Origin of the sequence: Dyadobacter crusticola DSM 16708 (assembly GCF_000701505.1) — a bacterium.
Lineage (GTDB): Bacteria > Bacteroidota > Bacteroidia > Cytophagales > Spirosomataceae > Dyadobacter > Dyadobacter crusticola.
This window is the reverse complement of record NZ_JNJB01000007.1, coordinates 264,357-285,528: the sequence shown is the minus strand read 5'-3', so window position 1 is coordinate 285,528 and position 21,172 is coordinate 264,357. Positions and strand designations below refer to the sequence as shown.

At 46.4% G+C, this 21,172-nt stretch carries 19 protein-coding genes; 13 read left to right on the top strand and 6 right to left on the bottom strand.

Translation table 11 applies throughout. The features are described 5' to 3' along the window. Window positions 1-32 precede the first annotated feature (32 nt). The 3 genes from Q369_RS0111685 to Q369_RS0111675 all read left to right on the top strand — a co-directional run bounded on the left by Q369_RS0111685 (window position 33) and on the right by Q369_RS0111675 (window position 3,040). Window positions 33-1,541, top strand: a complete 1,509-nt coding sequence (locus tag Q369_RS0111685; RefSeq protein WP_031527990.1) for a serine hydrolase domain-containing protein — start codon at window positions 33-35, stop codon at window positions 1,539-1,541. A 74-nt stretch (window positions 1,542-1,615) separates the two neighbouring features. Continuing rightward, window positions 1,616-2,260: a hypothetical protein gene (locus tag Q369_RS0111680; protein ID WP_031527989.1), complete on the top strand. Its 645-nt coding sequence runs from the start codon at window positions 1,616-1,618 to the stop codon at window positions 2,258-2,260. A gap of 171 nt (window positions 2,261-2,431) precedes the next feature. Next, the gene (locus Q369_RS0111675; protein WP_031527988.1) at window positions 2,432-3,040 is read left to right on the top strand and encodes a DUF6134 family protein; all 609 of its coding nucleotides are present in this window, start codon (window positions 2,432-2,434) and stop codon (window positions 3,038-3,040) included. Window positions 3,041-3,246: 206 nt separating this feature from the next. On the opposite strand, the gene Q369_RS0111670 is transcribed toward Q369_RS0111675, so the two are convergent. The 3 genes from Q369_RS0111670 to Q369_RS0111660 form a co-directional block, all read right to left on the bottom strand. After that, entirely contained in the window at window positions 3,247-3,669 is a 423-nt protein-coding gene (locus tag Q369_RS0111670) for a hypothetical protein (protein WP_031527987.1), read from the bottom strand. A gap of 323 nt (window positions 3,670-3,992) precedes the next feature. Beyond that, window positions 3,993-4,874 carry a bestrophin family protein gene (locus Q369_RS0111665; protein ID WP_031527986.1) on the bottom strand — a complete coding sequence of 294 codons (882 nt, stop codon included), beginning with the start codon at window positions 4,872-4,874 and terminating at the stop codon, window positions 3,993-3,995. Beyond that, window positions 4,871-5,458 (bottom strand): 3'-5' exonuclease, encoded by a 588-nt coding sequence (locus Q369_RS0111660; RefSeq protein ID WP_031527985.1) that lies wholly within the window; start codon window positions 5,456-5,458, stop codon window positions 4,871-4,873. The genes Q369_RS0111665 and Q369_RS0111660 overlap by 4 nt, the downstream gene beginning before the upstream one ends. Window positions 5,459-5,578: 120 nt before the next feature. Here Q369_RS0111660 and nspC point away from each other — a divergent pair, with 120 nt between their 5' ends. Next, entirely contained in the window at window positions 5,579-6,736 is a 1,158-nt protein-coding gene (gene nspC / locus Q369_RS0111655) for a carboxynorspermidine decarboxylase (protein ID WP_031527984.1), read from the top strand. Between the two features lie 250 nt (window positions 6,737-6,986). Here the strand turns inward: nspC and Q369_RS0111650 are convergent, their stop codons facing one another. After that, window positions 6,987-7,880 carry a PIG-L deacetylase family protein gene (locus Q369_RS0111650; protein ID WP_031527983.1) on the bottom strand — a complete coding sequence of 298 codons (894 nt, stop codon included), beginning with the start codon at window positions 7,878-7,880 and terminating at the stop codon, window positions 6,987-6,989. Between the two features lie 302 nt (window positions 7,881-8,182). Here Q369_RS0111650 and pyrG point away from each other — a divergent pair, with 302 nt between their 5' ends. The 5 genes from pyrG to Q369_RS0111625 all read left to right on the top strand — a co-directional run bounded on the left by pyrG (window position 8,183) and on the right by Q369_RS0111625 (window position 15,919). Beyond that, a complete protein-coding gene (gene pyrG / locus Q369_RS0111645; RefSeq protein ID WP_031527982.1) occupies window positions 8,183-9,847 on the top strand; it encodes a CTP synthase in 1,665 nt (554 codons plus the stop codon). Window positions 9,848-9,926: 79 nt separating this feature from the next. Then, window positions 9,927-11,750: a membrane protein insertase YidC gene (gene yidC / locus Q369_RS0111640; protein ID WP_031527981.1), complete on the top strand. Its 1,824-nt coding sequence runs from the start codon at window positions 9,927-9,929 to the stop codon at window positions 11,748-11,750. A 117-nt stretch (window positions 11,751-11,867) separates the two neighbouring features. Further along, window positions 11,868-13,583 (top strand): ABC transporter substrate-binding protein, encoded by a 1,716-nt coding sequence (locus tag Q369_RS0111635; protein WP_031527980.1) that lies wholly within the window; start codon window positions 11,868-11,870, stop codon window positions 13,581-13,583. A gap of 15 nt (window positions 13,584-13,598) precedes the next feature. Then, the gene (gene hemL, locus Q369_RS0111630) at window positions 13,599-14,894 is read left to right on the top strand and encodes a glutamate-1-semialdehyde 2,1-aminomutase (protein ID WP_031527979.1); all 1,296 of its coding nucleotides are present in this window, start codon (window positions 13,599-13,601) and stop codon (window positions 14,892-14,894) included. Window positions 14,895-14,908: 14 nt separating this feature from the next. After that, on the top strand, window positions 14,909-15,919 hold the full coding sequence (locus tag Q369_RS0111625; RefSeq protein WP_031527978.1) for a glycosyltransferase family 2 protein: 1,011 nt from the start codon (window positions 14,909-14,911) through the stop codon (window positions 15,917-15,919). Between the two features lie 15 nt (window positions 15,920-15,934). Here Q369_RS0111625 and Q369_RS0111620 read toward each other — a convergent pair whose 3' ends face one another. Further along, window positions 15,935-16,705 (bottom strand): class I SAM-dependent methyltransferase, encoded by a 771-nt coding sequence (locus Q369_RS0111620; RefSeq protein WP_031527977.1) that lies wholly within the window; start codon window positions 16,703-16,705, stop codon window positions 15,935-15,937. A gap of 56 nt (window positions 16,706-16,761) precedes the next feature. Here Q369_RS0111620 and Q369_RS0111615 point away from each other — a divergent pair, with 56 nt between their 5' ends. Next, window positions 16,762-17,136 carry a hypothetical protein gene (locus tag Q369_RS0111615; RefSeq protein ID WP_031527976.1) on the top strand — a complete coding sequence of 125 codons (375 nt, stop codon included), beginning with the start codon at window positions 16,762-16,764 and terminating at the stop codon, window positions 17,134-17,136. A gap of 34 nt (window positions 17,137-17,170) precedes the next feature. Here the strand turns inward: Q369_RS0111615 and Q369_RS29260 are convergent, their stop codons facing one another. Beyond that, entirely contained in the window at window positions 17,171-17,323 is a 153-nt protein-coding gene (locus tag Q369_RS29260; RefSeq protein ID WP_166444435.1) for a hypothetical protein, read from the bottom strand. A gap of 214 nt (window positions 17,324-17,537) precedes the next feature. Between Q369_RS29260 and hisS the strand changes: the two genes are divergently transcribed. From hisS to hisD, 3 genes are read left to right on the top strand one after another with little or no spacing between them, the layout of a single operon-like run. Further along, window positions 17,538-18,905 (top strand): histidine--tRNA ligase, encoded by a 1,368-nt coding sequence (gene hisS / locus Q369_RS0111605; protein WP_031527975.1) that lies wholly within the window; start codon window positions 17,538-17,540, stop codon window positions 18,903-18,905. Window positions 18,906-18,953: 48 nt separating this feature from the next. Then, on the top strand, window positions 18,954-19,817 hold the full coding sequence (gene hisG, locus Q369_RS0111600) for an ATP phosphoribosyltransferase (RefSeq protein WP_031527974.1): 864 nt from the start codon (window positions 18,954-18,956) through the stop codon (window positions 19,815-19,817). A gap of 34 nt (window positions 19,818-19,851) precedes the next feature. Next, the gene (gene hisD / locus Q369_RS0111595) at window positions 19,852-21,120 is read left to right on the top strand and encodes a histidinol dehydrogenase (RefSeq protein WP_031527973.1); all 1,269 of its coding nucleotides are present in this window, start codon (window positions 19,852-19,854) and stop codon (window positions 21,118-21,120) included. Window positions 21,121-21,172 lie beyond the last annotated feature (52 nt).

Below are 21,172 nucleotides of genomic sequence, written 5' to 3'. Positions count from 1 at the left end.
AAATTGTCCTTTATACAAAACTCCTGCTGCACATGAAAAAAGTCGCCTTCAGTCTTTTCCCCCTTCTTTTTCCCCTTCTCACCAATGCGCAGTCTACCCAAGGCGAGCGACTTAACAGCATCCGGGCTACACTGCCGGTGATTGAGCAGCTTTATAAAGACTATGCGGAGAAAAACCATTTTCCTGGACTGGCTTTCGGATTGGTGGTAGATGGAAAGCTGCTGCTCTCGGGCGGAAAGGGCTTTTCGGAGGTAGCCACTTCAACAAAGGCGACTTCTCAGACGCTCTTCCGCATTGCTTCGATGTCGAAAAACGCAACGGCAATGGGGATCCTGGCGCTGCGTAAAGAAGGGAAATTGAAGCTGGATGATCCGGCTTATCTGTACATTCCCGAGCTTAAAACAATGCGGGCAACTACCACCGACGCGCCGCCTATTACCGTCAGACATTTGATGACGCACGCGGCAGGTTTTCCCGAAGACAATCCCTGGGGCGACCGCCAGCTGAATGATAAAGATGAAGACCTGATCGCATTGATCAAGAGCGGCATTTCCTTTTCCAATGTGCCGGGTGTTACCTATGAATACAGCAACCTCGGATTTGCATTGCTCGGGAGGATCATCAGTGTGGTTTCCGGTAAACCTTATCAGCAGTATATAGATGAGAAAATTTTCAAGCCGCTTGGAATGCAAAATACCATTTGGGAATATACCAAGGCGCCGCAAAACCTGCTCGCCCACGGTTACCGGTACGAAGACGATCAATGGAAAGAAGAGGAGCTTTTGCACGACGGCGCTTACGGGGCAATGGGCGGACTGATCACCTCTATCGAAGACTTCAGTAAATATGTTGCATTCCATTTGTCTGTGTGGCCGCCGAGCTCGGCTCCTGAAACCGGCCCGGTAAGCCGCAGCGATGTGCGCGAAATGCAGATGCCATGGAATTTCAGTGGGTTGAATGCATCTTATAAGTACCCCAATGGCCGTGCCTGCGCTATGACCAGCGGCTACGGCTACGGTTTACGGTGGAGCAAGGATTGTACGGGCAGAACAGGAATAGGGCATACCGGTGGCTTGCCTGGCTTTGGCAGTCAGTGGCAAATCTTACCGGATTATGGGATCGGAATCATTGCGTATGCAAACAGGACTTACGCCGGAATGGCGAACATAAATACCGCTGTGTTGGATACTATCATCACTTTGGCTGGGCTCAAACCGCTTCCATTACCTGTATCAGAGATATTAAAGCAAAGAAAGCAGCAGCTCACGTCAATGCTGCCGAGCTGGAAAAATGCGGAACAGAGTGGAATATTTGCCGAAAACTTCTTTCCGGACCGGTCGCTTGGGCACCGCAAAAAAGAACTGGATCAGCTGCTGGAAAGAGCTGGGAGAATAAATGGGTCAACCGAAATGATCGCAGATAATAACCTGAGAGGCAGTTTTTTGCTTAAATGCGAAAACGGTGATGTTCGCGTATTTTTCACCTTATCACCCGAAAATCCCGCATTAATACAGCAGCTTGATTTCTCTTTAACCAAATAAATTTTCTGATAAAAACTTTGCGGGAATAGGGGAGCGTGGTTTCTGGATTGTCTGGTAAGAAACAACGAAATCTTATGAAAAAGGGAATCTTACTACTCGCTATTATTTTGTACGCTGCTGCATCGCACCAGGCTGCGGCGCAAGACAATCAGACAATTTTTAAGAACTCAGGTATTCACAGATCGGGCGGGTATGTTGCATTATCCAACAAGTTTACAAGAATAAACGGCAGCTTTGCCAGCATGTCGGAACTTTACGGAGGCTGGTTTATAAACAGGAAGCTCATGCTCGGCGTAGGCGGCGCTGCTACTACCAACCACATCCCGGTTCCGCGGGTCGATCAGAATTTTTCAGCCAACAGAATGTCGTGTTTGTACGGCCAATTTGGTTTAATGACGGAATACGTGGTTGCGTCCACCAGGAAAGTGCATGTGAATGTAAACCTGCTTACCGGCTCGGGATTTACATTGCAGTACGATCGCTTCGATGATGACGACTTTTGGGACGATGATTGGAATGATTACGACAGCGATGGAGATGCACGGTTCTTCTTCGTCATGGAGCCCGGTGTGCAGGTGGAGTTTAACTTGTTAAAGTGGATGCGTTTTAGTCCGGGCGTATCTTATAGGCAGACTTTCAATGCGAAGGGCAACGGCCTGAGTGACAAGGATCTTAGCAACATATCTTACAACCTGACATTGAAGTTCGGTATCTTCTAGCCAAATGCTAAGTAAGTGGTCCAATGTCGACTGCTCATAGCTTCCTTCTTAGTTTTGCAAGTACGCTTACTTAAAGCTTCGCCAGCTATTATTTCAAGCTCAGGGCAATAGGAACAAATTTTGTACTGTTATATATTAATTGAATGCTATTTAGTTCTAAACAATACAAGAATGAAAGTTTTGGGTCCGCTGTTTTTTAGTCTTTTAATGCTGGCAAGCTCGATCTGCCACGCACAAACCCTGTACGACGTGATTGTAGCTGGTAGAACTATCGGCTCGCTGCGGGTCTTTGATGATAAAGGAAATACGAATAACGAGACCCACCGCATTGAGTCCGACTTCAAGATCATGTTTTATAAAGGCAAGTATGCTACTCAGACAAACTACGTCCAGGGAAAGCTGGTATCTGCTACTTGTTCGCATCATGTAAATGGCGATCTGAAGGAGAAAACGCAGACAAAAAGCAGCACCAAGTCACTGTACGAAGTGCTGTTCTCGGGAGAAGATGGTGAAGATAAGCCAAGAATTGAACTCAATGCGCCGATAAAAAGCACGATAACAAGTCTGTATTACAAAGAACCGGTCAATGTAAGCGAGGTATATTCGGAACGATATGGTAAGATGTGCAGCGTAAAAAAGCTTTCTGAGGGAAAATACGGCGTAGTACTTCCTGACGGAAAGCAGGGTATTTATTTGTACAAAAATGGGCTCTGCCAGGAAGTTAACACCGATCTGGCCGGCTTTAAATTGAGGATTGTTTTGAACGAAAAGCGACTTTAAGGTTACCTCCCTCGCTGATCACCTCTTCACTGCGCTATCCTTGCAGATTTCCTATCATACTTCTTAGTATCAACAATCTTGTAACATTATTAAATGCAAAGAGCCAACGCGTAGCGCGTGGCTCTTTGCATTTCCGGATTTAGAAACAGTAGTCAAACTAAACAGCCGGACCGGAAGGCCGGCTTATCCTAAACGGATTTTTGCGGCTAGTCCGTGGTCGGGTACACTGATCTGTCTGTGCTGTTGAAGTAGTCTGCCATTTGGACTGTTGTGTCACGCACAGGCGCCAGGAAGTTCTGCGTTTTGTAATTACGTGGCGAAGTCAATGGATTAAGCTGCACGCCTTCTACCTTATAATCACGCATTACCACCAAAGTAGCGGGTCTTGGTGCGTACTTTGGCGTACTGCTCATGTATTTACTGCGCTGGTATTTGCCGGTGCGTTCAACAGTTTTCAGGTTTGCTACCTGCACTGTATTTGTCTTTTTAGCTTTCGCCTCGGCAGCCTTGTTCGGATGCTTATAGTTGTGAACCGAAATGCCGGGATCTACTATGGACTGCGCTTTTGCCTGGAAAGTTAGTATAGCTACCGCAGCAAATGCAGTTGCGAGAAATTTGATATTTTTCATATTACATTCATTTAAGAGTACTCGAATCAACCCTTTTTATGGGGTTTGCTCTAATATAATACCTTTAATAATGAATGTAAATTTGATTAATATTCAGTTAAAAGGGCTTTTTGACTGATTTTTGGTTGATTTTTGACCTGATTAAGGCGAAAAATTGCGAGATTTTGAAAAATTGGTTTTCTCTAACCCACAAGTTGTGAAGAAAAACTACTAACTCGAAAAAACAGGTTTGTTTGAAGCCCGCAATAAAATTTTTATGCAACTCAAATTTTAATGAGTTTCTAACCAATTTCTAATACCATAGCGACGAACCTGAGGGCAGACTAGGTCAACAGTGCCTGAGATGAGGACTGAATTCCACTACAGATTCGGTCGACAGGCAGATCGTTGCTGTCCACACCAAACGGGTCCTCGATCTCCTCGGCGATTACTTCAAGGCTTGCAAGAATGTAAAACACGAACATCACGAATGGAATTACCAGGAAATGCAGACTGAATGCATACCCAATCGGTAGCGTCAGACAGTAAGTGAAAATGAATTTTTTAATAAAGGAGCTGTATGACAATGGGATAGGCGTGTTCTTGATTCGTTCGCAGGCGCCGCAGATGTCAGTAAAGGATTCCAGCTGGTTGTTTAGTAGAAGCGTGTGCTCCGGCAGAAGCGCGCCCTTTCTTTGTAGCTCGATCACCTTGCTGAACATAGCCGCCGCAATTTGGTTGGGCACGTGTCCGCCGCTTTGCAATGCAGCTCGGGTCAGAAAAGGCGTGTCCTGAAAATCCTCGGGGCGGAATTGGTTGCGGAGGTGGTTTTTCAGTGCAAATGCATAATTAGGGATCATTTTCTGAAAGAAAAGCCGCTCGTCTGTGTATTCTTCCGGAAGCAGGCCGGCGAGTTTTAGTGCGAGATTTCTGCTGTTGTTCATCAGTGAGCCCCATTGTTTCCGACCTTCCCACCAGCGGTCATAAGCCGTATTGGTTCTGAAAACGAGCAGCATAGAAATCACAAAGCCTAGCAGCGAGTGCATGAGGGAGATGTTTTTCAGGTCGTTGTTGGCGCCCAGATCAAAATAAATCAGCACGAGGTAAGCCACTGCTGCCGAATACACGCCGATGGTCAGGATAAGTGGCGTCAGCTTGCGAACTGTATCTGCTTTCTGGAAATAGAAAATATAGCGAAACCACTCTTTAGGATTGTAGTCGATCATATAAACTTCACCCGATCAATCATTTTAAAAAATTCCTTAAAGCATTTGGCCGTTAAACGCGCATCTTCCAGTGCATTGTGCGTTTCCTCCTCGCGTTCGAAACCAAAGTATCCTGCCACAGACCCGAGGCTGAGCGAGCGCGGAACTGTTTTCCCATTTTTCTCCATGATCTGGAAAAAGAGGTAAGATACAGTGTGCAGGTCAAGCATTTTGTTTGAAAACGACCACTTCATCTTTTCATTCCTGTAAGCAAACCGAAGGAAATTGATGTCGTTAATCACGCTCTGACCGCAGATGATCACATTGGAGAGCCCGGGCTTACCCGCGTTCATTTTTTTGATCCATTTTTCAAATTCAGGCAATACGTCGTAAATCATCGGAGCGTCTTCCAGGTCGGTCATCGAAAGTCCGTGTACTTCCTCCGATTTAACCGAAAAAGCTTCTTCATTCTCAGGATAAACATTCTGCAGATAAGTGCCTCTGGAAGTCCAGCTGTCGTCAAAAAACTCGGCACCGATCTGGATAATCTCATTCCAGCCTGGCTCCGGGCCGGTCATTTCTATATCAAGGACGAGAAAGGACATATATATAATGTTATAGGAAAATCAAATTGATGGTAGCCGGGGAAACTCAAAACTCTAATTTTGCGTACAAAACTAGGTAAACATTACATTTTTACGATTCGATACTCACTCATTTATAAAATGCCGATAGACTATAACCAAATACCCTCGCCCTGTTTCGTGCTGGAAGAGGAACTGCTCCGGAAAAACCTGCAACTGATCGATTCTGTTCAAAAAGCGGCCGGCTGCAAAATCATTCTCGCATTGAAAGGATTTTCAATGTACAGCGCGTTTCCAATTGTAAAGGAATACCTGAGTGGCGCTACTGCTAGTTCGCTGAACGAGGTGAAACTGATCAATGATTTTCTTGGTGTACAAGCACATACTTATATGCCTGCGTATCTGGATAGCGAATTCTCCGAAATTTTGGAACGCAGCAGCCACATTACATTCAATTCACTCAGTCAATGGGAGCGTTTCCAGAGTAGGGTAGAGGAGTTTAGATCTGTAAACCCGCAGCATGCACTTTCATGTGGGATCAGGGTTAATCCGCAGTATTCAGAAGTGGCAACCGAGATGTACAATCCTTGTGTACCAGGTTCGCGGCTTGGCGTAACACGCGATAAATTGCCTGATATCCTGCCGGAAGGTATCGACGGGATTCATTTTCATACACTTTGCGAGAATGGATCAGATACTTTGGAGCGTACATTGGCAGCATTGGAGGAAAAATTCGGCGATTTGTTGCATCAGGCCAAATGGCTGAATATGGGCGGAGGACATTTGATGACGCGCGAAGGTTACGACATCGAAAAGCTAATCCGATTAGTTAGGACAATCCGGGAAAAATATAACCTGGACGTCATACTCGAACCCGGCTCTGCGATTGCGTGGCGGACCGGTGAACTGGTAACCACAGTTCTGGATGTAATGGACAGCCAGGGAATACAGGTCGCGATTCTCGACACCTCCTTTGCAGCCCACATGCCCGACACACTCGAAATGCCTTACAAGCCAGTAATCACCGGCGCACACCAGGAACCAGTAGCGGGCAAGCCCACTTACAGAATGGGAGGTATGACTTGCCTCGCCGGCGATTTCATGGGCGACTATTCCTTCGACCACCCCCTGAACATTGGCGATAAAATCATATTTCAGGACATGATCCACTATACTATGGTAAAAACAACAACATTTAACGGCGTTAACTTACCTTCCATTGGTATATGGAGCCCAGGTCAAGAATTTAAGTTAATCCGAAGCTTCGGATACGAAAGTTTTAAGGACAGGTTATCGTAGGAAGCAGGAAGGTTTTGGTTGGTGGATGGAGCGTTTGGGTCAAAGGGTTCTTGGAAAAATTCTAATGAGTGAATGAGTGAGGTAGAGAATGAGTGAGTTAGTGAGTGAGTGAATGAGTGAGTTAGTGAATGAGTGAATGAACAGTTTAGACAGTGAATACAGTATATCAAGATCTATTCACTCATTCACTCATTCAAAATTCACTCATTTAAATCCATTCAGTCATTCACTCATTCAGTCATTCAAAATTTCACTTCCCCAGCATCGGAAACAGTCGCTTGATTTCTTCCGGCGTGGGTTGTTTGCCGTACTCGCATATCTCGAATACTTCTACAAATTTGATTTCTTTTGCCTTTTCCGGACCGTACCATTTTTCGAGTGAGGTTCTGATTTCCGGGGTTACTGAGGAGCGTTTTTCCATGGCGGATGTCAACCATTTTTTGCGCTCGGCAGGATCTTTGGGAACATTAGCAAGATCTCCGTTTGTCCAGGGCAGCCACTCGTAAAATTGGGAGGTATGCGCGTCGAGTCCGTCCACTTTTTTAGCAAGAATGTTCGTGATGTCGACAGCAATGTCCGGCCGGAATGGGTTGGGTTTCTGGAAGCGATCGCGGAAATAGAGAAAAACAGGATTTTTGGTCAATGGAGGCACACTGCTAAGAATGTTAGGTACAATGACGAGGTAAGCTGCATCCTGTACGACTACTCCGGTATTGCGGTGATCGGGGTGATAATCGTTGGTGCGGGGCGCAATTACCAAGTCTGCATTCCATTCTCGTATCTTCCGGATTACCGCTAGCCTGTTTTCCAAGGTGGGGAACAACTCGCCATCGTGGTTGTCGAGGACATCATAAGAGATACCCAGCCGCTTTGCAACTTCTTTGGTCTCCGCAAGCCTGCGCCGTGCCAGTTCACCGCCGCCAATATCCTGGTGACCTGCATCTCCATTTGTTAGGGAGACAAACTTGACTTTGTGTCCCATGGAAGAATAAATGGAAGCAATGCCTCCTGCCCCGAGATCACAATCATCTGGATGAGCGCCGAATACAATAATATTCAACGGCGCTTTCGAATCAGCCGCATTCTGAGCGGAGGCAAGAGCTCCTGTGAAGAGCAATGCAGCAAGCAGTAGTTCTTTTCGCATAGCAGAAAATGGGTTTAAGATTTTGGGAAAAAGATCGGGGTTCACTTGTAGAAATAGCTCTCCGGATATTTTTCAATTTACTTTATAAAGATGCATTTTAAATGCATTTACCAAAAAATCATACATGAATGCGTTTCAATTGCTTCATTGTAGCGGCTGTCGTAAAATATTTATATTTCATAACTCCTCAGACAGACAAATGATTAGTCTGTATGAACCAACATTTAAAATGGTGCGGCTAAGATTCTTTCAATAATCGTGTATCTTTGTATCCCGTAATCATAGAAAAACAGCAACGTCTTATGGCTGCTAAAGCACAAAAGACCGCGAAGTACATTTTCGTTACGGGCGGTGTTACATCTTCTTTGGGCAAAGGAATAATTGCCTCTTCATTAGCAAAATTGCTGCAAGCCAGAGGGCTTTCAGTCACGATTCAGAAGTTCGATCCTTATCTAAATATTGATCCAGGTACCATGAATCCGTACGAACATGGCGAATGCTATGTTACCGACGATGGTGCCGAAACTGACCTGGACCTCGGCCATTACGAGCGTTTTTTGAACGTGCGTACTTCACAGGCCAACAACGTCACTACCGGACGTATTTACCACAATGTTATTACAGCCGAGCGCCGGGGAGACTTCCTTGGAAAAACGGTGCAGGTTATCCCGCACATTACCGACGAGCTGAAACGAAACATGCTTTTACTCGGCCAGACTGGCGATTACGATATCGTAATCACTGAAATCGGCGGCTGCGTAGGTGATATCGAGTCACTTCCGTTCCTAGAAGCAGTGCGGCAGGTGAAGTTCGAAATGAATGAGCACGATGTGCTGGTGATCCACCTCACGCTGATTCCCTACCTGAATTCTGCCGGCGAGCTTAAAACCAAGCCAACGCAGCACTCTGTGCGTATGTTGCAGGAGTCGGGTATACAGCCGGATATCCTCGTTTGCCGCAGTGAACATCCTCTTCCTTATGATATCCGTAAGAAAATTGCCTTGTTCTGTAACGTTCAGGTCAATTCGGTGATCGAAGCAATGGATGCGGATACGATTTATGCTGTGCCGCTGCTGATGCTGAAAGAGCGTCTGGATCAACGTGCGCTGTATATGCTGGATATTTATAATGATAAAGACGTGGACCTGGATTCCTGGAAAACATTCTTGTCAAGATTGAAAAATCCGGTGGACTCAGTTCGCATTGGTCTGGTAGGAAAGTATGTGGAACTGCACGATGCTTACAAATCCATTGTCGAATCGTTTATACACGCAGGTGCGGCCAACGAATGCAAGGTGAATATCGAGTGGATCCATTCAGAAAGTCTGACTGCTGACAATGTAGTTGAGAAACTTGAAAATCTGGATGGAGTACTTGTAGCGCCCGGTTTTGGAGAAAGAGGTATAGAAGGTAAGATCGCTGCAATTCAGTTTGTGCGTGAGCACAACATTCCGTTTTTCGGGATTTGTTTGGGAATGCAAATGGCGGTAATCGAATATGCCCGCAATGTTCTGGGCTGGGAAAATGCGCATTCCGTAGAAATGGATGCAGCAACTGATCACCCGGTTATTCACCTGATGCAGGATCAGAAGGATATCTCAAATAAAGGAGGTACCATGCGTTTGGGGGCTTATGCTTGTAAAATCAAGAAAGATACACTTGCCTACCGCATTTATGGTAAGGCAAATATCAGCGAGCGCCACCGTCACCGGTACGAGTTCAATAGCAAGTATCTTAAAGATTTTGAAGCAAAAGGATTGCTTGCAACAGGTATCAACCCGATTAACGACCTTGTTGAAATGGTCGAGCTGCCGAGCCACCCGTTCTACATCGGCGTCCAGTTTCACCCGGAATTAAAAAGCACGGTCATGAACCCGCACCCGCTTTTTGTAAACTTCGTGAAAGCGGCGCTGGATTATTCTCTGCAAAAGAAAGCAGTGGAATCGCTAAATCCCTCTATGAGCTAGACGGCAAAAACTGATAAAGCAAAAACTTATTACCTTTGCCGTCCCTTGGGGACTTCTCTTTTAACAATTTAAGTAAATAATGGATAAAAATTTTATTATCGGCTTAGTACTTATTATGCTAATGCTGATTGGCTACCAGATCCTGGTTCCGAAACCGGTGGAACCAACGCCTGTGGAGCAAACAAAATCAGATACAATAAGAAGAGCAGCAGCTACTCCGATATCAGCTTCCGATTCCGCCAATACCTCCGCTGCGATCCTTGACTCGGTTGCCAAAGTCGAAGCAAAGGATCTGGTAATTGAAACAGAGGATACCCGCATTGTTTTCACTAATAAAGGCGGGGTTTTGAAAGAGGTAATGTTGAAAAAATACAAGACCTACGACAAGAAACCTCTCTATCTGATCTCGGAAGCGCATAACCAATTCAAAATCGATTTCCCGACGCAAACGGGCGATGTGACACTTACCGATGTTTTCTTTTCAACAGACGCGAAAGATCAGCAGCTGGCTGGAAAGGATTCAGCGGTTGTTACTTACCGGGTTAATCTCAAAAACAACCAGTTTGTAGAGCAGACCTACGTAGTGCATGGGTCCGGATATGTGATCGACTATGGTATCAAGTCGAATGGAGTTGGCCTGGGCGATAAGTCGGTGAAATTCGACTGGCAAAACGATCTTCTGCAACTTGAAAATGATATGAAGAAAAACCGTGAAGTAGTGACAATCAACTACTACACGGACGAGCTGCTGAGCCTGCCAACCAGCCCCACTGCAAACGAGGAGGAGAAAACGGCTGATCCGGTAAAATGGTTTACCATCAAGCACAAGTACTTTCTGGCTGGTCTGATTGCTGGTAAGCATCCATTCAATAATGTTGCATTAAATGCGAATGTGAACCCGAATGATTCGACAATTGTGAAAACAATGCGGGTTTCAGCGGGTATTCCAATGGCATCGATACAAAAAGGCGAGGCTAACTTTCAGTTCTTTTTAGGGCCAAATGATTACCACCTGGTAGACAAAGTTCAGGCTGAGAATTTCGACGAGAACGTTTATTTGGGATACGCATTTTTAAAACCTATTAACAAATTCTTCCTTGTTCCACTTTTCAACTTCCTTGAAAAGTTCGTAAGCAATTATGGTTTGCTGATCATTTTGCTGGTGTTGTTTGTAAAAACGCTTTTGACGCCGCTGACTTACAAATCGTATATCAGCATGGCGAAAATGAAGTTGCTCGCTCCTGAACTTGAAGAGATCCGTTCGCAAAACCCGGATGATCTGGCAAAGCAGCAGCAGGACCAGATGAAGCTTTATCAGCAGGTAGGTGTAAGTCCATTGAGCGGCTGTATCCCGGTACTGGCCACGATGCCGATCCTTTTTTCGCTGTTCTTCCTTTTCCCGAACCTCATTGAGCTGAGACAACAATCTTTCCTCTGGGCGAGTGACTTATCTACCTATGACTCGATAGTCAAGCTGCCGTTTACAATACCTTTCGGGGTAGGAAACCACATCAGTTTGTTTACGGTTATGATGACCGCGTCGAGTATCGGATATGCCTACTACAACAATCAGATAACCCCGACCCAGCCTGGACCGGTCAACATGAAAGTGCTGGGTTACATTATGCCGCTGATGTTCATGTTTGTACTGAACTCGTTCCCGGCTGGTCTTACCTTCTACTATTTTGTTTCTAACATCGTTACAATCGCGCAGCAGCTGCTGATCAAACGCTTTGTAAACGAGGACAAAATCAGGGCTATTCTGGATGAAAACAGACGCAAAAACGCGAATGGAGAGAAGAAGCAGACGAAGTTCCAGAAGTATCTGGAGAAGTCACTTCAGGCAGCAGAAGAGGCAAAAAAGAAGCAGGCTGAACTCGAGAAACGCTCGAAAAAGAAATAAAAGGTTTTTAGAATCGTAATATATGGGCAATATTTCCGAACGGGAATGTTGCCCGTTTTTTTCTCTTCAAACAAGTTTCCTTATTTTGTTTGATCCAATTACTGACCCACAAATCTGATGAGAGTTTTCATTCTAGTGATTTTGGCGGTTTTCGCTCTTACACCGCGCCCCGCCTCTGCACAGGCGCCGCCTCCGTCGGAAACACGTTACCGGGCTGCTGTTAATGATTACAAGCAGGGGAAATATGCAGCAGCAATCGAAAAGCTCGCGCCATTGACGAATGCAAGCGTCAAAACATCCTACGCACCATATGCGCATTATTATTATGCACTGTCGGCTTATCAGCTGAAACGTTACCGCGAGAGTCGCCAGATGCTTGTTCAGTTGCAAAGCAGGTATCCCAGCTGGAACCGGATCAATGATGTGTATTACCTGCTGGGCGCTATCGGCCTGGAATCCGGCCAGATCAATGAAGGACTGGAGCAGCTCCTGAAAATCAAGGACACTTCCATGGCGAAAGATGTACAAGGTTTGAAACAGCATTATCTGGCAACGGTGGGCGATCTGCCTACATTGGTCAGCCTGCAAAAGCAGTATCCTACTGACCGCGATCTTGCATTGATCCTGATTCAGTTTATTGAGAAATCTCCTAAATCGACCACAGTTGACCAGCAATATGCAGCCCAGCTTCAAAAGCAGTTTAAATTCAGTAACAAAGAAAAAGTAGCTGCCGCGGAGGAAACGCCACGAAGAAGCATTCCGAAACAGGAGGGGCAATGGACAAAAGGTTACCTGGACGTGGCAGTGTTGTTACCCTTCCGCCTGGATGAATTCAGTACCTCGAAGCGGCGCTCCAACCAGTTTGCCTACGATTACTACCTGGGACTGGTTATGGCCAAAGATCAGCTCGCTACCGAGGGAATCCAGGTCAATCTCTGGGCTTATGATGTGGGCAACGATGCCAAACCAATGGAAAACATCGTCAGCAACAAGAATTTTCAGCAGTCGGACATCGTGATCGGGCCGCTTTATGCCAACACTTTCGATATTACAGCGCAGTTCATAGCAGCAAGCAATGCAGTAATGGTCAATCCGCTCTCAACTGACGCGGGTTTACTGAAATCTTCCCCCAATATCTACCTGGGGCATCCGTCTATCACATACCAGACGCAACGTGCTGCACAATACATGAAATCACAGGCACCCGGGCTGTCAGCTGTGATCTATTATGGAAGCACGAGCAAGGATTCAGCTATGGCGGCTTCCTACGCTACGGAATGGAAAAGCAAAGGCGGCAGGGTTGTGGCAATGACTAAGATCCAGTCAGACCGTGAGTGGCTGGAAAACAATATTCCATCTTTTGAAACCAGCAAACCTTCGCACGTTACATTGTTCTCGTCCGACGGAACTTCCGGTCCCAATCTGATCGAGGTTCTGAATGGCCGAAAGCTGATCACGACGCCGGTTATCGCAACATCTACCAGCTTCAATCAGCAGCAGTCGCGCATTTCCCGTTTTGGTTCAAGACTTACACTGATTGAGCCGGATTATGTAGACCGGGAAAAAGAGAGCATTCGCCAGTTCCAAAAAAGTTACTGGAACAAAACAAATACGTTCGCATCGGTCTATTCTTACCAGGGTTTTGATCAGCTCACGTTTTTTGCAAGAATGGTACATAAGTATAAAGACAAGATCGGCGACGGGCTTCAAGCAAGAAGGTACGGCGACAGCGAATACCTGCTGACCGGCTTTGACTATACCAAATCGAACGAAAACCAGATTACACCCATTTTGAGGTTCAATGGCTCGAAGTGGGTCCCAGTAGACAGATAATTCAACGATTCCAGAATGAACACTTCAACAAGTCAGAGCTTATTTGAGAATGCGCAGAAATACATTCCGGGCGGGGTTAACTCGCCGGTAAGAGCGTTTCGTGCAGTAGGCGGCTCGCCTATTTTCATAAAATCAGCCAAAGGTCCGTATGTCTATGATGAAGACGGAAATGAATACATCGAGCTGATCAATTCGTGGGGGCCGATGATCCTTGGCCACGCTAATGAACTTATACAAAAAGCTGTTTCGGATGCCATTCAGCATTCATTTTCCTTTGGAGCGCCCACGCGCCGGGAAGTTGAGGTTGCAGAACGCATTGTAGGCATGGTACCTTCCATTGAAAAGGTCAGAATGGTAAATTCAGGCACAGAAGCTACTATGTCCGCCATTCGCGTGGCGCGTGGATTCACCGGTCGGGATAAGATCATTAAGTTTGAAGGCTGCTATCACGGCCACGGAGACAGTTTCCTCATTGCAGCCGGAAGCGGCGCCGCCACTTTTGGTACGCCTGACAGTCCGGGTGTGACGAGCGGGGTAGCAAACGACACGTTGACTGCACCGTTCAATAACCTCGATGCGGTTCAGCTATTGGTGGATGCGAATAAAAACAAAATCGCTGCATTGATATTGGAGCCAGTAGTAGGCAATATGGGCTGCGTACTACCTGCAGAAGGTTTCCTTCAGGGTCTGCGCCGGATTTGTGATGAAGAAGGGATCGTATTGATTCTCGACGAAGTAATGACAGGATTCCGTCTAGCAAAGGGCGGCGCGCAGGAAAGATTCGGAATTACGCCGGATCTAACGACGTTAGGAAAAATAATAGGTGGAGGAATGCCGGTAGGAGCATACGGCGGCAGGGCTGAAATTATGAACTGGGTGTCACCGGCAGGGCCTGTGTATCAAGCTGGTACGTTGTCTGGTAATCCAATTGCAATGGCTGCGGGCCTCACAATGCTTGACTATCTTAATGAACACCCGGAAGTATATGCGCAGCTGGAAGATTCAGGAGAGAAGCTGGCTGACGGATTCAAAAATTCCATGCGAAAGCTGGGATTGGATTACACATTGAACCAGATTGGCTCCATGTACACGTTGTTTTTCACCAATCAGCAGGTAACTGATTTCCCGTCTGCGAAAACATCTGACCTGGTGTTATTCGGAAGGTACTTCCACGCGATGCTCAACAAAGGAATTTACCTGGGGCCGTCGCAATTTGAAAGTATGTTCTTGTCAACCGCGTTGACCGACCGACATTTGGATCTGATCATTCAGGCGAACGAAGAATCGTTGAAAGAAATACTGTCAATCTAAATACCGGCTTCGAAATGCGTTTTTATTCCTTCATTATCCCTGTTTACAATCGTCCGGACGAGTTGCAGGAACTGCTGGAATGTCTGGTGAAGCAAACGATCAAGCATTTCGAAGTAATTGTGGTTGAAGATGGTTCAAAGCTCAGGGCTGATGCGGTGGTTGCCGCATTTCGCGAGAGGCTTGATATTAAGTATTTTTTTAAAGAAAATGGCGGACAGGGTTTCGCCCGGAATCACGGTTTCGAACGTGCTTCGGGCGATTACTTCATTCTTTTGGACTCTGATGCGCTGATCGAACCGGATTACTTGCAAATAGTAGATACCCATTTAAATACCAGCTACGTAGATCTTTACGGCGGGCCGGACACAGATCACCCTTCGTTTACACCCATTCAGAAGGCAATCAGCTATTCGATGACTTCGCTGTTTACAACAGGCGGAATTCGTGGGAAGAAGTCGAATATGGGTGGCACATTTCACCCGCGCAGCTTCAATATGGGGCTTTCCAGGCAAGTTTGGGAGCGCACGGGCGGCTTTCTGACGAGCAGAATGGGGGAGGATATCCTTTTCGCCATTGCGGCGATCCGGTTAGGCTTTCGCTCCACGCTGATTCCCGAAGCTTTTATTTACCACAAACGCAGAACGAAGTTTATCCCGTTTTTTCGGCAGCTGAAATTTTTCGGTCGCGCCCGCATCAACATAGCCCGGTTCTATCCCGATGAATTGAAGCTGGTACACGCATTTCCGCTGATTTTTACACTCGCCGTGTGCAGCATTCCGGTTTGGTTTTTTGTGTTCAAACCTTTTTTCTACCTGGGAGCGGCATTCCTGCTTTTCTACGTGCTGCTGCTCTTTACAGATGCTTTGATTAAAACGAAACAGCTGAATGTGGCATTTCTCGCGATTGGCGCGGCATTCGTGCAGCTTTTTGGCTACGGCACCGGGTTTTTACAGGAAGGCTGGAAACGCATTTGGGAGAAGAAATCTCACCGGGAAACCGGCGCCGCAATCGAGTATCCTTCCTGATCAGTCCAGATCTGCCTATTTCTGACAGAAATAAACAATTTCCTCCTCCGGTAAAGCATATTTCTTTACCTCAGCCTTCGAAAGTTCTTCCATTACAAAGCGGTCTTCTTTCACCTTAAATCCGCCTTTTTCGAGTTCATGGTTATAATTACGTCCAAAGAGGCGAAGGTGATCGTTTTGAAGAAAATGCTTTTCGCGCTCTTTCGGGTCTGTGATCGTGGGGTCCTCGTAAGTTGTGGCATACTTCATATCCTGCGGGGATTGGATCAATGCCCAGCCGCCTGGCTTTAAAACACGATGTAACTCGCTCATTGCAAGAACATAGTCATCAACGTGCTCCATTACGTGGTTACAAAATGCAACATCGAATGTATTATCAGGAAAGGGAATCTGATGGATGTCCATCTTCACTTTCGCCAGTGGAGACTCAATATCTGCGGTGATGTAATCCAGGTTTTTCATTTTCTCAAACCTGTCGATAAAGCAATACTCCGGGGCAACGTGGAGGACTTTCAGGTTGGCTGTGAAAAAGTTAGTCTTTTGTTTAAGGTACAAGCCCATTAAACGGTGACGTTCCAGGGAAAGACAGCCCGGGCACAATGCATTTTCACGGCTCGATGTATTCCGGCCGTAAGGAAGAAATTTGCGGTAATGATTGTCACAAACAGGGCACTGAACCTTGTCGCCTATATAGAAGATACTCAGAAAACGTGCTGCCCAATGTCCGACCAATTGAAGATAGGGTCGGGGAATGTACCTTAATACTAAACTAATGATGGATTTCATTAAGTCAATTAACTAAAAATTAATAATTTTAGGATCATAAGTTTTAAAAATACTGAATGATCCCATCGATTGATCCAAAACCACCGGGTAAGAGACTGATAAAGAAAATGTCAACACGCACCAAATGGATGATTCTAGCTCCATGCGGATTGATTCTTTTCAGCTTCGGTCTTACCGTGCTCAGCCAGGCTGCCCACGAGCGGCGCATTGGTGAGCCTACTCAGGTGTGGGTTGTTCTTGGTTTGTACAGTCTGGCTTTGATCAATGGCGGGCTGATTATGTTCGGCGAGGCGCTTCGTTTCCGAATTTTGCTGCACGTCCGCCGCGAGACCCGCCGGAGCATGCGTCAGCTTACACGCAAGGTCAACACCAAACCATCAGGGAAATCTAAATCGGCCAAAAAAGCAAAAAGCCCTATCAAAGCAGATTGACAGGACTAGTTGAATAATTTAGGAGAGGCCAATTTTATTTTTTGTTAGCTTCAAACTGCGCCTTAATTGCCTCCACATCGACATTGCGAACCTCTGGTTTACGTAAAAGATCTTTGATCTTAGCAGTACGGTTATTAGCTACCGCCTTGTTTCTGCGTCCTTTACGTTTCAATTCCGTAACTCCCATTGTAAAATATTGTTTTGTGAAAGAGCCGCGAAATTAATCATTTTCTATTAAATAATGCAGGCTATCATCACAAATATTGCATAAGCTGGCTAACTTTGCCACCCAGCCAGCCGCCAAACCCATATCAAATCGCCTCGCCGGGCACTGGTCCGCGCTGCATACTAAATGTGCAGCTCAGCTAATAAGGTGGGCATTTTTTTGATCCAATATTATAATGAGTAAACCATCCCTTGCCCGCGGAACCCGTGACTTCGGTCCAGAACAAATGGTGAAGCGGACTTTTATTTTCGATACGATCCGCCGCTCCTTCCAACGTTACGGGTTCCTGCCCCTGGAAACACCCGCATTCGAAAACCTGTCTGTTTTAATGGGTAAATACGGCGAGGAGGGTGACCAGCTGTTATTCAAAATATTGAACTCAGGCGATTTCAGCGGCAAGCTTTCTGATGCAGATTGGAGTGCGGGCTACAAGCCGCTGACCACCAAAATTTCTGAAAAGGGTTTGCGTTACGACCTTACCGTTCCTTTTGCACGGTACGTGGTGATGAACCGGGGTACGCTGGCTATGCCTTTTAAAAGGTACCAGATCCAGCCGGTTTGGCGCGCCGACCGTCCTCAAAAAGGAAGGTACCGTGAGTTTTACCAATGCGATGCCGATGTAGTAGGAACCGATTCGCTGCTTTGTGAAGCCGAAATCGTGACGCTTTTACATGATATCCTGCCTGCATTAGGTATCAAGGATTTTGTGGTTAAAATAAATAACAGAAAGATCCTGACCGGCATTGCAGACAAAGTAGGGGCGCACGGAATGGAAGGCCCGCTGTGTGTTGCTATTGATAAGCTGGATAAGATCGGTCAGGAAAAAGTAGTGGAAGAGCTGCTCGAAAGAGGCTTTTCGGAACAGAGCGTGACTGCATTGGAGCCGATTTTCGCGCTTTCGAATGAGAAAGAGCCTTTTGCTGAATTGAGAAACTGGCTTGCTGATTCGGAGATCGGATTAAAAGGTATTCAGGAATTGGAGGAAGTATGGGCAATGGTAAAATTGCTCGGTCTCGAAAACCCGCAGATTGAATTCGACGTTACTTTGGCGCGTGGTCTTTCCTACTATACAGGCGCCATTTTCGAGGTTAAAGCCAAAAATGTACAGATAGGCAGCATATCGGGAGGCGGCCGCTACGATAACCTCACTGGTACTTTCGGCTTGCCCGGCATTTCCGGGGTAGGTATCTCGCTGGGTGTAGATCGCATTTACGACGTAATGGAAGAGTTGGGCCTCTTTCCGGAGAGTCAGCAAACGAGTACCAAAGTGATGATCTCCAACTTCGACGAGGAAGCATTCAAGTACGGTTTGACGATTTTACCCAAACTCAGGAACGCCGGAATCAATGCAGAAATCTATCCGGATTCTGTCAAGTTAAAAAAGCAGCTTGATTATGCCGACCGCAAAAGCATTCCGTTCGTGATCCTCGTGGGATCGGACGAAATGCAGTCGGGCTTGCTTACCCTTAAAAACATGAAGAGCGGCGAGCAGCAAAAATTATCTTTGGAAGATATCATAGCTTCAATTACCCAGTTAATATAAAACCCTAATTAGGCACTTTTCACTGGCTGCCCGGCAGCTGCATTTAAAATGAACGACGAAATTCTAAGAATTGCAATACAGAAATCAGGAAGGCTCAGCGAGGATTCATTGAAGCTGATCAAAGAATGTGGAATCCGCTTTGACAACGGCGCCGGCAAGCTGAAAACAGACGCAACCAACTTTCCCGCCGAGATATTGTTCCTGCGCGACGATGATATTCCGGGTTACGTGGAAGACGGCGTGGCGCATCTGGGTATAGTTGGCGAAAACGTTTCGGAAGAATCGGACAAAAACGTTGACACAGTCCACAAACTGGGTTTTTCTAAATGCAGATTGTCGATCGGTGTGCTGCGTGAGCACCAGTATAAAGGTGTGCAGGATTTGGAAGGAAAGAGCATCGCGACCACTTATCCGCGTCTTCTTGAAAAATACCTGAGCTCAAATGGCGTCACAGCGCAGATCCACGAGATCAGCGGCTCTGTTGAAATTGCACCTAGTATCGGTTTGGCCGATGCAGTTTGCGACATTGTCAGCTCGGGAAGTACTTTGCTGAGCAATGGATTGAAAGAAGTGGAGACTATATTCCGCTCTGAGGCGGTGATGATTGCCAGCAAGCAACTTTCGGCTACACAGCAGAATTTGCTGGATCAGCTTTTATTCCGGATCAAATCGGTTCAGGCAGCTAAAAACAACAAATATATTCTGCTTAACTGTCCGACTGAGGCGGTTGAAACCATATCCAAGTTCCTGCCGGGAATGCGTTCGCCGACGGTTTTACCATTGGCGACGGAAGGCTGGTGCTCCCTGCATTCGGTGATCAATGAAAATGAATTCTGGGAAAACATTGAGAAGATCCGTCAGGCAGGAGCCGAGGGTATTCTGGTTATCCCCATTGAGAAAATGATTCAGTAATGACCGGCCAAACGGTTACACTTTCTATTTGATTATGAACATCATTCCATTTCCGGACCGGGACCAATGGGCTTCTTTGCTGACCCGCCCGGTTCAGGAAACAAAGGATATCGAAGCCAAGGTTTTGCCGATACTTGAAAAAGTAAGGAGCGAAGGCGACCAGGCGATCAGGGATCTTACCCTGCAATTTGACAAAGTAACGCTGGAAGAAATCGCATTCTCAGATGAAGCAATTGCGAATGCGGGCAGTCAGCTTGACGAACTACTAAAAGCTGCGATTGCGCAGGCTTATGCCAATATCTATAAATTCCACGAAGTACAGCTGCAAGCCCCGCAGAAGATCGAAACCATGCCCGGCGTTTTTTGCTGGCGGAAAAGTGTAGGTATTGAAAAAGTCGGCATCTACATTCCCGGCGGCTCTGCGCCCTTATTCAGTACGGTATTAATGCTGGGTATACCCGCCAAAATAGCTGGCTGTAAGGAGATTATCTTGTGTACACCCTCCGACAATCCTGCAATTTTGTACGCGGCCAGCCTGGTAGGCGTAACCAAAGCTTTCAGGGTAGGCGGCGCGCAGGCGATTGCCGCAATGGCTTACGGAACCGAGAGTATTCCGAAGGTTTACAAGATATTCGGACCTGGAAACCAGTATGTCACAGCAGCTAAAATGCTGGTGAACAGCCAGGGTGTTTCCATTGATATGCCAGCCGGACCGTCCGAAGTGGCTGTTTATGCAGACGATACTGCCGTGCCCGCATTTGTGGCTTCGGATCTCTTGTCACAGGCAGAGCACGGCCCAGACAGCCAGGTATTGCTTGTTTCTACCAGTAAAAATCTGTTGTCGGCAGTAAACTTGGCCTTGGTTTCCCAGCTGGAAAAATTACCACGCCGCGATTTCGCGGGACAGGCAATTGCGCACAGCAAAGCCATTTTGCTTGATAATGAAACTGATGCAATTGATTTGTTAAACCAGTACGCCGCAGAGCACCTGATTTTAAGTGTGGCCAATGCGGAGCAAGTTGCTGAAAAGATTGTCAACGCGGGTTCTATATTCCTGGGTAATTACACGCCCGAGTCCTGCGGCGACTATGCATCCGGTACCAACCACACATTGCCTACAAACGGATATGCAAGAGCTTACAGCGGCGTTTCGGTAGATAGTTTTGTTAAAAAGATTACAGTACAGCACATTACAGAAGAAGGTATCCGGAATATCGGCCCGACCGTCGAAATAATGGCCGAAGCAGAATCGCTCGAAGCGCACCGGAAGGCGGTTAGTCTGAGGCTGAAAAGCTTTGAATGAATTTGAAAGTCAGGAAAAATGTCGTATATTTAGAGACATTTTTCCTGATGAG